At 71.6% G+C, this 13900-nt stretch carries 17 protein-coding genes; 11 read left to right on the plus strand and 6 right to left on the minus strand.

Going from position 1 to position 13900, the window contains the following annotated elements:
- Window positions 1-106: 106 nt before the first annotated feature.
- Window positions 107-460 (plus strand): hypothetical protein, encoded by a 354-nt coding sequence (locus H1226_RS16950; protein ID WP_258341602.1) that lies wholly within the window; start codon window positions 107-109, stop codon window positions 458-460.
- 238 nt (window positions 461-698) lie between these two features.
- Here H1226_RS16950 and H1226_RS16955 read toward each other — a convergent pair whose 3' ends face one another.
- Window positions 699-944 (minus strand): hypothetical protein, encoded by a 246-nt coding sequence (locus tag H1226_RS16955; protein ID WP_258341603.1) that lies wholly within the window; start codon window positions 942-944, stop codon window positions 699-701.
- A gap of 562 nt (window positions 945-1506) precedes the next feature.
- On the opposite strand from H1226_RS16955, the gene H1226_RS16960 reads away from it, so the two are divergent.
- Genes H1226_RS16960 through H1226_RS16970 form a run of 3 tightly spaced genes read left to right on the plus strand, consistent with a single transcriptional unit; the run spans window position 1507 to window position 2816 of the window.
- Window positions 1507-2364, plus strand: coding sequence for a helix-turn-helix domain-containing protein (locus H1226_RS16960; protein WP_258341604.1), 858 nt, complete (start codon window positions 1507-1509; stop codon window positions 2362-2364).
- On the plus strand, window positions 2361-2591 hold the full coding sequence (locus H1226_RS16965; protein ID WP_258341605.1) for a DUF397 domain-containing protein: 231 nt from the start codon (window positions 2361-2363) through the stop codon (window positions 2589-2591). The genes H1226_RS16960 and H1226_RS16965 overlap by 4 nt, the downstream gene beginning before the upstream one ends.
- 15 nt (window positions 2592-2606) lie before the next feature.
- Window positions 2607-2816 (plus strand): DUF397 domain-containing protein, encoded by a 210-nt coding sequence (locus H1226_RS16970; protein ID WP_258341606.1) that lies wholly within the window; start codon window positions 2607-2609, stop codon window positions 2814-2816.
- A gap of 320 nt (window positions 2817-3136) precedes the next feature.
- On the opposite strand, the gene H1226_RS16975 is transcribed toward H1226_RS16970, so the two are convergent.
- On the minus strand, window positions 3137-3442 hold the full coding sequence (locus H1226_RS16975; protein WP_258341607.1) for a HigA family addiction module antitoxin: 306 nt from the start codon (window positions 3440-3442) through the stop codon (window positions 3137-3139).
- A gap of 473 nt (window positions 3443-3915) precedes the next feature.
- Here H1226_RS16975 and H1226_RS16980 point away from each other — a divergent pair, with 473 nt between their 5' ends.
- From H1226_RS16980 to H1226_RS17000, 5 genes are all read left to right on the plus strand, one after another.
- Entirely contained in the window at window positions 3916-5541 is a 1626-nt protein-coding gene (locus H1226_RS16980) for an ABC-F family ATP-binding cassette domain-containing protein (protein ID WP_258341608.1), read from the plus strand.
- Window positions 5542-5909: 368 nt separating this feature from the next.
- Window positions 5910-6461, plus strand: a complete 552-nt coding sequence (locus H1226_RS16985) for an asparagine synthase-related protein (protein WP_258341609.1) — start codon at window positions 5910-5912, stop codon at window positions 6459-6461.
- Between the two features lie 23 nt (window positions 6462-6484).
- Window positions 6485-6613 (plus strand): hypothetical protein, encoded by a 129-nt coding sequence (locus H1226_RS16990; protein WP_258341610.1) that lies wholly within the window; start codon window positions 6485-6487, stop codon window positions 6611-6613.
- Window positions 6613-6882 carry a lasso peptide biosynthesis PqqD family chaperone gene (locus H1226_RS16995; protein ID WP_258341611.1) on the plus strand — a complete coding sequence of 90 codons (270 nt, stop codon included), beginning with the start codon at window positions 6613-6615 and terminating at the stop codon, window positions 6880-6882. Before H1226_RS16990 ends, H1226_RS16995 begins: the two co-directional genes overlap by 1 nt.
- Window positions 6879-7301 carry a lasso peptide biosynthesis B2 protein gene (locus H1226_RS17000; protein ID WP_258341612.1) on the plus strand — a complete coding sequence of 141 codons (423 nt, stop codon included), beginning with the start codon at window positions 6879-6881 and terminating at the stop codon, window positions 7299-7301. Before H1226_RS16995 ends, H1226_RS17000 begins: the two co-directional genes overlap by 4 nt.
- Window positions 7302-7352: 51 nt before the next feature.
- On the opposite strand, the gene H1226_RS17005 is transcribed toward H1226_RS17000, so the two are convergent.
- Window positions 7353-7958 (minus strand): TetR/AcrR family transcriptional regulator, encoded by a 606-nt coding sequence (locus tag H1226_RS17005; protein ID WP_258341613.1) that lies wholly within the window; start codon window positions 7956-7958, stop codon window positions 7353-7355.
- A gap of 82 nt (window positions 7959-8040) precedes the next feature.
- Here H1226_RS17005 and H1226_RS17010 point away from each other — a divergent pair, with 82 nt between their 5' ends.
- Window positions 8041-9264, plus strand: coding sequence for an oxygenase MpaB family protein (locus H1226_RS17010; protein WP_258341614.1), 1224 nt, complete (start codon window positions 8041-8043; stop codon window positions 9262-9264).
- Window positions 9265-9294: 30 nt separating this feature from the next.
- Here the strand turns inward: H1226_RS17010 and H1226_RS17015 are convergent, their stop codons facing one another.
- Both H1226_RS17015 and H1226_RS17020 read right to left on the minus strand, forming a co-directional pair.
- A complete protein-coding gene (locus tag H1226_RS17015; protein WP_258341615.1) occupies window positions 9295-10197 on the minus strand; it encodes a serine hydrolase in 903 nt (300 codons plus the stop codon).
- The gene (locus tag H1226_RS17020; protein WP_258341616.1) at window positions 10194-11087 is read right to left on the minus strand and encodes a LysR family transcriptional regulator; all 894 of its coding nucleotides are present in this window, start codon (window positions 11085-11087) and stop codon (window positions 10194-10196) included. Before H1226_RS17020 ends, H1226_RS17015 begins: the two co-directional genes overlap by 4 nt.
- Window positions 11088-11216: 129 nt before the next feature.
- On the opposite strand from H1226_RS17020, the gene bla reads away from it, so the two are divergent.
- A complete protein-coding gene (bla, locus tag H1226_RS17025; RefSeq protein WP_258341617.1) occupies window positions 11217-12125 on the plus strand; it encodes a class A beta-lactamase in 909 nt (302 codons plus the stop codon).
- A 311-nt stretch (window positions 12126-12436) separates the two neighbouring features.
- Here the strand turns inward: bla and fgd are convergent, their stop codons facing one another.
- A complete protein-coding gene (gene fgd, locus H1226_RS17030) occupies window positions 12437-13444 on the minus strand; it encodes a glucose-6-phosphate dehydrogenase (coenzyme-F420) (protein WP_258341618.1) in 1008 nt (335 codons plus the stop codon).
- Between the last annotated feature and the right edge of the window lie 456 nt (window positions 13445-13900).

Below are 13900 nucleotides of genomic sequence, written 5' to 3' on the forward strand. Positions count from 1 at the left end.
CCCGGTCGGCCCTGTCCTGCCGCACCTGCCGCCGACCATCATTCGAGCGGCACCGCTGGACGTCGGGGCCGGCCCGGTCGCAGCGGTCGCACGACGGGGGGGAACGATGTCGCGGCGCACGCATGACGACGGCTGGTTCGAGGACGAGCTCCAGGACGGATCCCCGTTCCGCTACCGGATCCACCTGGAGCCGATCTCCGAGATACATCCGGACGCGCTGAGCGTCCTGACCTTCGCGGCCGGGACCGAGGGCGTGCCGGTCACCGACTACATCCGCCGCGTCGCCGAGATGCCGAAGCAGGAGCTGCACATCTACCGGGACCAGGTCAAGCGCGGCGAAGGCGGCGACGGGCTGGCCCTGCGCTACGAGGCGTGGCTGGAAGCGCGCAGGACGGTCCAGGACGACATGCAGTTCCTGTCGAAGGGCGCGAAGCCCGGCGACCCGCCGTTCTGGATCTGACCACGACCCGCGGGCGAAGATCCGCCCCACGCGCCGGAACGGTGCGGCATGATCCACGGGTGTCGATCGGCGCAGCGGCGTCAGAGTTTTCGGAGACCGTCCAGGACTCGGGCGGGGGTCATCGGCGGCACCAGGTCGTGGTGAATGTTGCCGGTCAGGTGGCGGACGTAGCCGGTACGGCCTGGTGTCGCGAGATCGCCCGGGCGGGTCCGACCCGGTGCGGCTCGTGGTGGTTCCTTCATCCGGGTTCCCTGGATCGGTGGTGGTTTCTGGCCCAGTGGCGGGCTTTTCGCGCTACGTCGTTGTCGTCGATCCAGGGTTGGGTGACCGCGACGGTGTCGATGAGGGCGTGGTCGCCGCGCTCACCACGCCGGTCGCCGCGGTGCACGGTGAACACCGGATCGGGCCGCCCCCACCGCACGGTGACGTCCCGTTCCGGGAGGTAGTGCCAGGCGCAGGGCAGCCCGTAGGACCTGAGCATCATGGGAATTCCTCAGCAGGTGGAGGGAAATTGGGGAACCCGGCCGCACGATCTCGGGGGAAGGGGTGGATCGTGCGGCCGGGCGTGTCCGGGCGGCGCTCGGGGAAGCACGCCACCCGGCCCGCGACCGGCGCCCATCGAGGGGCACTAACGGGCACCGGTCCACCCGGCCGGGGTCGGGGCACGACCGGCCGGGATTCTCAACGGATCAGCAGAAGCCGATCACGCGGAAATTTCCACCAGGTGAATGACCCATCCGCCCAACGAGACTGGGCCGGTGGGCCATTCACCTGAGCGCAAACGTGGATCACGCGGTGCGGAATGCATCGTTTCTCGTCTCCTTCGGGGTGAGATGGGAGCGAGTTCTGCTTCGACGTGGGCGGGGACTCCCGATGGGGCACCGCGCTCAAATCCGCCGAGCCGGTCGAACTTGATCGAAAGCGTAGAAGTGACTTAGTCAGCTTGGCTAGATCCACTTTCGGGTTAAGGTGCTGGCGGTCCAGCGCGCGGGACGGAGATCATCTGGGGCGATCGAGTCGGAATGACGCGCGGAAGGAAATTGCTGATGAGCAACGGCAGCGGATCGATGGTGAGCCGACGGCGACTCGGGATCGAGCTGCGCCTGCTGCGAGAACGAACGGGGATGAGCGCGGCGGACGCGGCCGACCGGCTCGACGACCTCTCGCAGACCAAGATCTCCCGCCTGGAGCGGGGCAAGGTCCAGCGTCCCAGGATCGGGGATGTGCGGGCACTTCTGGAGCTCTACGGCGTCACCGGCGACGACTCCGAAGCCCTGCTCGACCTGACCCGCGGTTCACGCGGCCGCGGCTGGTGGAACTCGTACTCCGACCTGCTGCCGAGCTGGTTCCACGGCTACGTCGGCCTCGAAGCCGAAGCCGCCGAACTCATCAACTTCGAACCCCAGCTGATCCCGGGGCTGCTGCAGACGGAGGAGTACGTTCGAGCGCTGGCTCAGACCGCACCAGGGATCGCAGCGGACGACGTCGAGCGGCAGGTCAAGGTCAGAATGCTGCGGCAGGAAGCGTTGCGGCGGGAAGGCCCGTTCAAATTGTGGGCGATCGTGGACGAAGCCGTGATCCGGCGTCCGTTCGGTGGTCCGGCCGTGATGCGCGAACAGCTCGAACACCTCTTGGAAGCATCGACCTGGCCGAACGTCGTCCTTCAAGTGCTTCCCTTCGACGCCGGAAGCCACCCGGCGATCTCCGGAAGCTTCGCGGTGCTGGGCTTCCCGGACGCCAGCGATACGGACGTCGCCTACCTCGATTCCCACGGAGGCTTGTTCTTGGACCAGGCGAGCGACGTAGCCTGGTACCGGAACCTGTTCGACCACCTGCGCGCGCGAGCGGCCGATCCCGACCGAACGCGCGACTTGGTCAAGAAGACGGCGAAGGAGTTCACGTGACCCAGCTGAACGGGCGAGCTTCGGATGACTGCGGCTTAGTGAACGCGGCCTGGCGCAAGAGTTCCTACAGCACCCCGAACGGCCAGTGCGTCGAAGTAGCAGCACTCCCCGACCGCACCGCCGTCCGAGACAGCAAACTCGGCGCCCGCAGCCCGATACTCCCCTTCCCCGCGCAGGCCTGGACCACCTTCCTCACCAACCTCAAGACGGGCACCTACGACCGCTGACTTAGGGAGCGAAGCATGAACGCCCCGGACTTCAGCCAGGCGACGTGGCGCAAGAGCACGAGGAGCAACGGCGGCGGTGCGGCGTGCGTCGAGATCGCCTCGATCCCGGGTCTGACCGGTGTCCGAGACAGCAAACTGGGCGAAACCAGCCCGGTGCTGCCCTTCAGCGAAAGCACCTGGTCAACGTTCCTCAACTCGCTCAAGACCGGCACCTACGACCGCTGACCCCCACACGCCCCCACCAAACGAAAACGAGCACATCGCCACCTAAACCCCCCAGCTCAAAAAGCGTAATCCCCACGCACGCGGGGATGGGCCCTCGACGGCCGACCGCATCGAGGGCGGTGCGGAGTAAGCCCGCGCACGCGGGGATGGGTCCACCTGCTGGCCCTGCCGGGCGATCGCGGCCCGGTAAGCCTCGCGCACGCGGGGATGGGCCGGGCCGGGGCCGGTTCATGGCTGGATATCCGTCGTAAGCCCCGCGCACGCAGAAGTGGAGCCCGCCCCGTTCACCCCGAAAGGCGGAGCGGGGCTTCGCCTTATCGTCAGCAGACGTTGGCGAGCGGCGTGATCCGGTCGAGTTCTTCCCCGAGCCTGTCCTTCTCGATCTCCAGGTCGTAGTGCTCCTGGAGGTTGAGGAAGAACCTTTCGCCGGTGCCGAGGTAGCGGGCCAGCCGCAGCGCGGTGTTCGCGGTGATGTCGCGGTCGCCGTGCACGATCTCGTTGATTCGCCGGGCGGGCACGCCGATGTCCTTGGCGAGCCGGTACTGACTGATGCCGAGGGGCTGCATGAACTCTTCGTTGAGGATCTCGCCGGGGTGGACCGGGTCCACGGTGGTGTCGGTGTTCATCGTGACCCTCCTACCAGTCGTCGTCGATCTCAGGTCAATTCTCCGCGTCGTTCGATGGCCGGCCCCGCGCGGGGCTTGTTGGGACGCACCGCTGCGTTGAAAATCGGTTTGCCGCGTCGTGGTGCGCTGTTACGGTCCTTGGCGGTGGCCGGATCGCGGCCCGTTGTGAGGAGTGGTCGACGTGCTGGGTGAGGACGACATCTCCGGGTGAGGCCCGGTTCGGGACTCGGGTGAACCGTGGTTCGAGGCTCGGGTGAGAAACCCGGTCGGGGCCCGGTTCGAGCCGGAGTGCTCTGCGCCTCCTCCTGCCCTGGTTGGGGCGGTTCGGAGCGCTTGTCGTCGTACCCCACCACTGTTCGTTCCTCGGGCCGCCGCCCCGCGCTTCCTCTGATTCGCCGGTTCTCCTGCATCGCCGGCGTTCAGCGATCGGAAGCACGACTGCGGTGCGCCCGCCTGACGCGGGAGAGCTCGCCGTGGCCGATGCGTTGATCACCTGTTCCCACCTCACCTTCTCCTGGCCGGACGACACGCCGGTGTTCGACGACCTGTCGTGCACGGCGGGTCCGGGCCGCACCGGGCTGGTCGCGCCGAACGGCGCGGGCAAGAGCACGTTGCTGCGGCTCGTCGCCGGGGAGCTCACCCCGCGTTCCGGGTCCGCCACAGCGCATGGCGTGGTCGGGTACCTGCCGCAGACCCTGCCGCTGAACGGTGATCGCACGGTCGCGGAGGTGCTGGAGATCGCGCCGGTGCTGCGCGCGCTGCGAGCCATCGAAGCCGGCGACGTGGACGAGGCGCACTTCGCGGTCGTCGGCTCCGACTGGGACGTCGAGGAACGCGCCCGCGCCGAACTCGGCCGCCTCGGGCTCGACGAGATCGCGCTGGACCGGCCGCTGCGCACCTGCAGCGGCGGGCAGGCGGTGGCGATCGGGCTCGCCGCGCAACTGCTCAAGCGGCCGGACGTGCTGCTGCTGGACGAGCCGACGAACAACCTCGACCGGGACGCCCGCGACCGGCTGCACCGGGTGCTCGCCGAGTGGAGCGGCTGCCTGCTGCTGGTCAGCCACGACAGGGAGCTGCTGGACCGGATGGATCGCATCGCCGAGCTCGACCGGGGCGAGATCCGGTGGTACGGCGGGAACTTCACCGCCTACGAGCAGGCGCGGCTCGCCGAACGCGAGGTGGCCGAACGCAACGTGCGCAACGCCGAACAAGAGCTCAAGCGGGAGAAGCGGGAACGGCAGCAGGCCCGCGAACGCGCCGACCGGCGGGCGAGCAACGCGGCCCGCAACGCCGATTCCGCCGGGCTGCCGAAGATCCTCGCCGGAGCCCGCAAACGCCGCGCGCAGGAATCGGCCGGCCGCGCCGACGACACCCACGGGCAGCGCGTCGACGACGCCCGCCGCAGGCTCGACGAGGCGAACCGGGCGGTGCGCGACGACGACGTGCTCGCGCTGACGCTGCCCGGCACGCGCGTGCCCGCCGGGCGAACCCTGTTCCACGGCACCGGAATCCGGCTCGACCTCGGCGGGCGCGCGCTGTTCGGCGACGGCATCGACCTCGCCGTCCGCGGGCCGGAGCGCATCGCGCTCAGCGGCGGCAACGGGTCCGGCAAGTCGACGCTGCTGCGGCTGATCAGCGGCGAGCTCGCGCCGGACCACGGGGAGATCACCCGGTTCGACGGGCGGATCGCGACCCTGTCGCAGCGGCTCGACCTGCTCGGCCTGGACCGCTCCACCGCCGAGAACCTGCGGGACGCGGCCCCGGAACTGCCGCGGTCCGAGTTCATGCACGTGCTGGCGCGGTTCCTGTTCGCCGGCGACCGGATGCACCTGCCCGTCCGCGCGCTCTCCGGCGGCGAACGGTTGCGGGCGACGCTGGCGTGCGTGCTGTGCGCGGAACCGGCGCCGCAGCTGCTGCTGCTCGACGAACCCACCAACAACCTCGACCTGGTCAGCACCGGGCAGCTCGTCGAAGCGCTGAACGCCTACGAAGGGGCGCTGGTCGTCGTCAGCCACGACGAACGCTTCCTCTCCGAGGTCGACGTGCCGCGGCGGCTGCACCTGTCCGGCGGCGAACTGCGCGACACCGGCGGGAGATGACCCGCACCGCCCGGCCGGAGGCGCAGTGGAAATGTCCCGCTGGAATGTCGAAAGCGAAGCAGGGCGGGAAATCACCTCGCCACCCGCGCGAAAGTCACTCTGGAGCAGGAATTTCACTACCCGTTGGGGCGTACCCGGATACCGCCGGTTCGCGTAGCGTGGACATAACTGGGAAAGCGACGAATTCCGGACGCGTCGATGGGGAGATGCGCGCTGCCCGGAATCGCGGAGCACGACGCACCTGACCGACCGCACGGCCGCTCCTAATCGCGGCGAGAACACCCCTGCGAAAGCGGCTCCCGTCCGGCGGGGAATACCGCGGAGTGCTCGTTGCACTGCGCGGCCGCATCGTGCGAATTCGATGTGCCATGCCGATTCGGAGGAGGAAAGGTGCGGACCAGCGTTTCCGGCGACGAAGCCACGCGGAATCCGATCGTGCTCATCGCGCACGGCGTCCCCGCCTACCGGTGCGGCCTCGCCCTCGGCTTGCGGAACTCCGCGCCCGACGCGTTCGAGGTGCGCGAGTCGACCCCGCGTCGAGCAGCGCGATCAGCACGCCGTCCGGCCGGGCGCGGCGGAGCGCGGCGAGGGCGGCGAGGTCGCGGCACGGCACTTCGACGAGGCAGGCGTCCCAGCCGGTGCGCTCGGCCGCGTCCGCCGCCGAAGGCGTCCGGTTGTCCTCGCCGTACCTGGACGACGCCGTGATCGCCGCCTGCGCCGCGGTCCGGCCGCACGAACGCCGCTCGCCGTGGCGGTACAAGCCGCTGCTGGTGGAGGCGATGCGCGGGCTCGTCCCGGATCGATCGCTGCGGCGGTCCACGAAGGCGGAGGGCTCCAACCTGGAGCACAGCGGCATCCGGCGGAACGTCGCCGCGCTCGCCGCGCTGTGCGAGGACTCCCGGCTGGCCGCGCTCGGCTGATCGACGCCGACCGGTTGCGGTCGGTGTGCACCGGCCTGCAGCTGCGGCTGTTCACCCCGTACGCGATGTCCACGACGTTCGGCTGCGAGCGCTGGCTGCGCAATCTCGAAGCGCACACCGCACCGGAGCTCGCCGAGCAGGAGGTGTCCTGATGGGAGTGCGGTTGCACCACGAGGTGTCGCTGGCGGGCACCGACGAAGGATCGGTGCTGCCGGACCAGCGGTCCGGGGAGTACTGGCAGCTCAACGGATCAGCGGCGACCGCGCTGCGGATGCTGCTCGACGGCGCCGGGGAGCACGAGGTCGCGGCGGCGCTGGTCGCCGACAGCCCGCCCGGTGACGTCGGCCTGGACGAGGCGCTGCGCGATGTGCGGGAACTGACCGCACAACTGGCGGCGGCCCGGTTGGCGGTGCGCTCGTGAGCACCCCCGAAGCGCTGTTCCGCAGCGCCACCCGCCCGCCGCTGCGGGCCCGGCTGGCGGCACGGCTCGCCGTGGTCGTCGCGCTGGGCCTGTCCCGGTTGCCGCCGCGCCGGATTCGCGCGGTGCTCGCGGTGATCCGCGGCCGGGCTCGGCCCGCCGAGCACGATCGAGCACTCGCGATCCGGCAGGCCGTGGTGGCGGTGAGCCTGACCTGCGCTGGCAAGGGCTGCCTGCCGCGGTCGATCGCCATCGCCCTGCTGTGCCGCTGCCGCGGGCAGTGGCCGACCTGGCGGGTGGGAGCGCGCACCGACCCGTTCGGCGCGCACGCCTGGGTGGAGGCCGACGGCATCGCGGTCGGCGAGAACGCGAGCATCGACTCGTTCCACCCCCTGCTGACCGTGCCGCCGCTCGCGCGGTGAACTCTCCGGACGTGCGCCGGTGCCCCGACCGCTGCTTCCCGCCACCCTCGGTCAGCGTCGCTCCGGATCGAGCCTGGTCGCGAGGTAGCCGGTGAGCAGCGCGGTGATCTCCTCCACCGCGTCCTCCCGGTCCACCTCGGGCGGGTCCAGCACGTAGCTGATCGCCAGGTTCTCCACGGTCCGCACCAGCACCCAGGCCACCGCGTCGGCCCGGGCACCGCCGGGGAGGTACCCCAGCAGGGCGGTGGTGGCGAGCTCGTCGATGCGGTGCTTGAAGTCGGCGCGGCGGGTGTCCGCGTTCGGCGGCAGCTGCTCGTAGAGCACCCGCAGCAGGCCCGCGTTCTCCTCGAACGCGGTGATGAGCGCGAGCACGTTGCCGCGCACCGCGTCCGGCAGCGAGCCGCCCGCGAGGTTGGCGACGAACGCGCGCGAAATGCGAGCGCGCAGCCGGTCGGCGCAGCGGTCCACGACCTCGCCGAGCAGCACGTGCTTGTCCGGGAAGTACTGGTACAGCGACCCGGGGCTGATGCCCGCCGCCGCGGCGATGCGCCCGGTGCTCGCCCGGTCGTAGCCGTGCGCCAGCAGCACTTCGTACCCGGCGTCGAGGATGCGCCGCACCATCGCGCGGGAGCGCTCCTGGCTGGGCTCACGCCGCATCGGACGCCGGGTTCGAGCGGCCACGGACACCTCCGGAAACGCGAATTGAACGCGAATGAATCTTCGTGTCAGCATCATCGGCATGACCTCACCTGTGACGCAACGCACTCCCGGGGCGGTGTACCCGGACCGGTTCTTCGGCGCCCCGGAGCGCTCCCGGCGGATCGGGCGGGTGCTGCGGCTGGCCGCCCGGGTGGACGAGCTCGACGAAGAGCTGGTGGACCGCATCGGGCGGCGGATGTTCACCCGCGACGAGCCCGGGGCGCGGCTGGTGCGCGCGATGGGCCGCGAGGTCCCCGCCGAGCAGCGGGTGACGATGGCGCAGTTCGCCCGCGCGCTGGACGACGGGGTGCCGCCGGACGCGCCTGCGGCGTTGCGCGAGTTCTTCGCCGAGGTCGAGCGGACCCCGGACTGGGTGGACCCCGAGCTGGTGGAGCGCGGGGCGCGCGCCATCCGCCGGATGGGGCGCAACGTGGACGACGTGCTGCTGCAGCTGTCGCTGATCGGCGGCTACCGGTTCGGCGGGCCACCGGACCTGCTGGTGGCGACCGGCGGGCTGACCGGGGCGACGGCGATGCGCCGGCTCGGCGAGACGAAGAAGTGGGCGCTGGCGATCAGCCGCCCCGGCGGAATGCGCCGCGACGGCGAGGGATTCCGGCTGACCGTGCACGTCCGCGCCATGCACGCGCTGATCAACCACCGCTTCGAGACGAACGGGCGGTGGGACGTGCAGCGCTGGGGGCTGCCGATCAACCAGGCCGACCAGGCGGCGACGCTGGGGCTCTTCAACGGCACGCTGCTGCTGGGGGTGCGGGCGCTCGGCTGGCTGGTCACCCCGGCGGAATCGCGGGCGATCATGCACGCCTGGAAGTACGTGGGCTGGCTGCTGGGCGTGGACGAGGACTTCCTGTTCGACACCGAACGCGAGCAGAACCGGTTCAACTACCACGTGCTGCGCGTGCAGGACGACGTGACACCGGCCGGTGCGGCGCTGTCCGGTGCGCTGGTCGACGGCCAGCCGACGCTGGGGCGCGGTCCGCTGGCCGGGCGGTACGCGCGGCTGCGGCTGCTGAGCATGCTGCGCTTCTTCCTCGGCAAGCAGGGCCTGCGGGACCTGGAACTGCCGGTGACGCCGAGCTGGGCGATCCCGCCGATCTGGGCGGCGAACCTGGTGAAGTCCGGGCTCGTCGCGCGCAGCCGGCGCGGGCGCCGCCACCTGGAACGGGCCGGGGACCGCTTCGCCGACCGAGACCTGCGGCGCACCTTCGCCGGCGCCCGGCCCGAGATCGGCGCGCTGCCCGGCTGACCCGGCGCCCGATCGTCGCTCAGGACCGGACTACCAGCGGCGGAGGTGGTCGCGGAGCCTCCGGGCCGTGCGGGCCATCAGGAACTCGGCCTCCGGCTGGGTGGCGGCGGGCACCCGGGACTCGGTGAGCGCGGCGATCGCGAACCGGTGCCCGTCGTCGTGCTCGACGACGCCGACCTCGTGCCGCAGGTTCAGCAGCGTGCCCGTCTTCGACGACCAGGTCGTCGCGTCCGAGCTGAAGTCCGGGGCCAGCCGGTGCCGCAGCAGGTTCGCACCCAGCAGCTCCCGAGTCCGCTCGGCGACCGGTTCGGCGATGCGGTCGGGCCGCCACAACTCCTGCAGCAGGTCCACGAAATCCCGTGCCGACCCGGAATTCGCGCGCGTCACGTCGAGCTGCGCGAGCGGATGCCCGCGATCCGCGGTGCGGGCGCCGATGGCCAGCGCGTGAGCCAGGTGCACGTCGGCGGCGGCGAAGCGCTCGGCGGGCGTCTCCGACAGGTCGCCGACCAGGTGGCGGGCGGTGATGCCGCGCAGCCCCCACTCCCGCAGCATCCGGGTGACCTCGGCCGGCGAGGTGAGCGCGAACAGCGCGTCGGCCGCCACGTTGTCGCTGAGCGCCACCGCCAGGTACATCAGGTCGTCCAGCGCCACCCGCGCCGGATGCCGGAACCGGCTCAGCCCGGTCGGTCCGGGCTTGGTGATGGCGCCGGGTCGCACCAGCACCTCGGCGGCGCCGTCCAGTTCGCCGCGGCGGACGCGTTCCAGGGTCGCCGCCACCAGCGGGATCTTGATCAGGGAGGCGACGGGGTGGGCGACGTCCGGCTCGATGCCGATCTCGCGCCCGGAATCGAGGTCCCGCACCAGGAACGAGCCGCGCAGCCCGCCGTCGTCGAGTTCGGCGAGCAGCTCGCCGATCAGTGCTTCCGCGTTCACCCGTTCTCCAGTCCGGTTCCGTCCACCGCGCCGAGGCAGCAGGCGACGTCCGCCCGCAGCGCCGTCCGCAGCAGGTCCGCGTCGTACCCGGCCTCCGCGGTGATCCCGTAGCCGCGCGCCAGCGGCAGTTCCGCGACCGGGTGCCACAAGAACCCGAACTCGACGGCCTGCTCGGCCGAGCACAGCAGCAGGTCCGCCGACCCGAGTGCCTCGGCGGCGCCCGCGCTCAGCGACTCTGCCACAGCGACCTGCGCGGGCCGGAGCCCCACCGCGTCGCGCACCCGCAGCAACCGGTCCCGCACGTGCGGGACGTCGTCCTCCGGCTGGATCCACACCCGGCGCCGCGGCGATCGCTCGGCGCGGCCGGCGCGCAACGAATCCAGGTGCACCGGCCCGCGGTGCCGCTCGGTCGTGCCGGCGACGCCGAGCGGCACCGACCACTCGGCCTCGTCCGCGGGCACCGCCACCAGCGCGGCCCGCACGTCGAGGGTGCGCACCAGGTCCACCCGTTCGGCCGGGTCGGCGCGCCGGAACTCCAGGAACAGCTCGTGGGTGCGCGCCGCCGCGTCCAGCTCGGCCAGCGCGCGGGTGGTGCAGGTCGCGGGTACCGCCAGCCGCACCGGCCGCAGCCGGGCCCGCTTCGCGTCCTGCTCCAGGGCGTCGGCCGAGCGCACCAGCTGCCGGGCCCGCGGCAGCAGGTCCCGGCCGAACGGGGTCAGCAGCACGCGCCGCGCCGAGCGGTCGAACAGCCGCTCCCCGAGGTGCCGCTCCAGCGCGGCGATGCGGCGGCTCGCCACCGGTTGCGGGATGCCCGCGGCGGCCGAACCGCCGGTGAAGCTGCCCACTTCGCTGACGCTGACGAACGCCCGGCACGCACCCACCAAGTCCACGACCGCAGTGTATGCCGGACCCGCATGAGAACCTCTGTTTCCGTCTTGGACAGCATGGCCGCGGGGTGGTGAGACTGGTCGCGCCGACGGCCGCACCGGCTCGTCGGGCAGTGACGAAAGGGAAGACCCGTGCTCAAGCAGCGTTTCCACCAGGTCGCGGTCGCCGCGCTGGCCGCGCTCACCCTCGCGGGGTGCACCGGCGGCGTGAGCGCCGTGCCCGCCACCTCGGCCGCCGTTCCCCCCGCGTCCGCCGCCACCGCGCGGCAGGCCGAGTTCGACGAGCTGGAGCGGCGGTTCGACGCGCGCCTCGGGGTGTACGCGCTGGACACCGGGACCGGCCGGGAGGTCGTGCACCGCGCCGACGAGCGGTTCGCGTTCGCCTCCACGCACAAGGCGCTGTCCTCCGGCGAGGTGCTGCGGCGCAACTCCCCCGCCGACCTGGACCGCCGCATCACCTACTCGCAGGCCGACCTGGTCGAGAACTCGCCGGTCACCGAGCAGCACGTGGCCGACGGCCTCACCCTGCGCGAGGTGATCGACGCCGCGATCCGCTACAGCGACAACACCGCGGCGAACCTGATGTTCCGCGAACTCGGCGGACCGGCCGAAATGACCGCCGCGCTGCGCGGGCTGGGCGACACCACGACCCGCTTCGACCGGACCGAGACCGACCTGAACCTGACCTCCCCCGGCGACCCGCGGGACACCAGCACGCCGCGCGCGCTCGCCACGAGCCTGCGCGCCTACACCACCGGTGACGTGCTGGCGCCGGAGCAGCGGGCGCTGCTCAACGAGATGATGGGCGCCAACACGCTCACCACCGACCTCATCCCGGCCGGGGTGCCCGCGGGCTGGCGCGTCGGCGACAAGTCCGGTGCCGCGAACCACGGCACCCGCAACGACATCGCGGTGATCTACCCGCCGAACCGGGCGCCGATCATGCTCTCGGTGCTGTCGGACCGGGCGGCGGTGGACGCCGAGTACGACGACGCGCTGATCGTCGAAGCCACGAAGATCGCCACCAGCGCCCTGAACTGACAAGTCCACACCGGACCACACCCGAGAGCGCTCCCTCCCCCACCAGCCAGAGGGAGCGTTCCTCGGGCCACCGCGGAAGAACTCGTCCGCTACCCGCCCAGGCCCGGCGCGGCAGGTCGTGTCGTTTGCCGGTCAGCGGCGAAGCCGCTGAGCAGCGACCCAGCACGCAACCGGACCACCCGCGGGTTCTCAGCGGGATTCTCGCGAGGACAGCTTTTTCCCTCGTGGCGGAGCCACTCGGGAAAAAGATCCCGCAGCGAGAATCCCGCTGAGGTTCCGCCACCCGACCACTGAAGCAGCCGGACCGGAACTCAACCGGCCAGTTCGCGGATTCGGGGCGCTACGTCCGCGCCGAAGGACTCCAGGAACCGCGTCTGGTCCGATCCGGGGGCGTGGAAGACAAGGTGGTCGAAGCCCGCGTCGAGGTAGGCCTTCACCTCGGCGAGCACCTCCTCCGGGTCGGAGGCCACGATCCAGCGGGTCGCGACCTGCTCGATCGGCAGCTCCTCGCCCGCCTTCTCCATCTCCTCCGGGTCCGCCAGGCTGTGCTTCACCTCGGCGGGCAGCGACAGCGGCGCCCAGAACCGGGTGTTCTGCAGAGCGCGCTCGCGGTCCGGGTCGTAGGAGAGCTTGATCTCGATCATCTTCTCCAGGTCGGCGGCGTTCTTGCCGCCGGCCTCCGCACCGGCCTCCACCGCGGGCAGCAGCTTGTCGGTGTAGAGCTCCATGCCCTTGCCGCTGGTGCAGATGAAGCCGTCGCCGACGCGGCCCGCGTACTTGGCGACCATCGGCCCGCCCGCGGCCACGTAGATCGGCACCCCGCCCTCGGGGCGGTCGTAGATGGTGGCGTTGGAGGTGCGGTAGTACTCGCCCTCGTAGCTGACCCGGTCCTCCCGCCACAGGGTGCGGATGAGGTCGATGGCCTCGCGGAAGCGGCGGAACCGCTCCTTGAACTCGGGCCACTCGCGGGCGGTCACCGCGGTCTCGTTCAGCGCCTCACCGGTGCCGACGCCGAGCATGACCCGGCCCGGGTACAGCGACCCGAGCGTGCCGAACGCCTGCGCCACCACGGCGGGCTCGTAGCGGAACGTCGGGGTGAGCACGCTGGTGCCCAGCTGGACGCGCGAGGTGCGCTCGCCGACGGCGCTCATCCAGGACAGGGCGAACGGCGCGTGGCCCTGGTTGTGCCGCCACGGCTGGAAGTGGTCGGAGACCATCACGCTGTCCAAGCCGTTCTCCTCGGCCTGCACCGCGAACTCCACCAGATCGCGCGGGGCGAACTGCTCGGCGGAGGCCTTGTACCCGATCTTGATGCTCATGCTGGTTCGCTTACCTCACCCATCGCCACGGTCACGGGAACTTCGTGGCACTCGTCGTTGAACGCCGCGGGTCGGAGCGCCGACGCGCGGGTCCTCGCAGCGCCGTGCGGGCGCGACGACCTCGAACGCGTCGGAACCGGCGCCGACCGGTCCGCTGCGGCGGACCTCCGGCGCGGATCGGTCGATGCGGCACGACACCGACCACATCACTCCGCAACCGCTTCGCCGCGCACCCTATTCCGCGCGGGTCCGGGCGTGGCGGCCACCGGGGCTCCGGCCGTCCGGGCGGCGCGCGGGGGTGCCGCGGTTCGGTCGACGGGCGGGAACCGGGTCATGGTGGCCTTTCAGCGGCGCCGGATGCGCTCGTTCGGACAGTCCCACAGGGTGTCACGAGCGGCGGCGCGCCCGGGCGGCGAGCACGGCCGCGTGCTGTGGAACCGATCACAGCGCCGCCGC

It is taken from the genome of Saccharopolyspora gregorii (assembly GCF_024734405.1).
Classification (GTDB): domain Bacteria; phylum Actinomycetota; class Actinomycetes; order Mycobacteriales; family Pseudonocardiaceae; genus Saccharopolyspora_C; species Saccharopolyspora_C gregorii.

Excerpts from the sequence above, each read along its gene's own strand:
- H1226_RS16950 (WP_258341602.1), top strand. The coding sequence starts at position 107 with ATGTCGCGGCGCACGCATGACGACGGCTGGTTCGAGGACGAGCTCCAG.
- H1226_RS16955 (WP_258341603.1), bottom strand. The coding sequence starts at position 944 with ATGATGCTCAGGTCCTACGGGCTGCCCTGCGCCTGGCACTACCTCCCG.
- H1226_RS16960 (WP_258341604.1), top strand. The coding sequence starts at position 1,507 with ATGAGCAACGGCAGCGGATCGATGGTGAGCCGACGGCGACTCGGGATC.
- H1226_RS16970 (WP_258341606.1), top strand. The coding sequence starts at position 2,607 with ATGAACGCCCCGGACTTCAGCCAGGCGACGTGGCGCAAGAGCACGAGG.
- H1226_RS16975 (WP_258341607.1), bottom strand. The coding sequence starts at position 3,442 with ATGAACACCGACACCACCGTGGACCCGGTCCACCCCGGCGAGATCCTC.
- H1226_RS16985 (WP_258341609.1), top strand. The coding sequence starts at position 5,910 with ATGCCGATTCGGAGGAGGAAAGGTGCGGACCAGCGTTTCCGGCGACGA.
- H1226_RS16995 (WP_258341611.1), top strand. The coding sequence starts at position 6,613 with ATGGGAGTGCGGTTGCACCACGAGGTGTCGCTGGCGGGCACCGACGAA.
- H1226_RS17005 (WP_258341613.1), bottom strand. The coding sequence starts at position 7,958 with ATGCGGCGTGAGCCCAGCCAGGAGCGCTCCCGCGCGATGGTGCGGCGC.
- H1226_RS17010 (WP_258341614.1), top strand. The coding sequence starts at position 8,041 with ATGACCTCACCTGTGACGCAACGCACTCCCGGGGCGGTGTACCCGGAC.
- fgd (WP_258341618.1), bottom strand. The coding sequence starts at position 13,444 with ATGAGCATCAAGATCGGGTACAAGGCCTCCGCCGAGCAGTTCGCCCCG.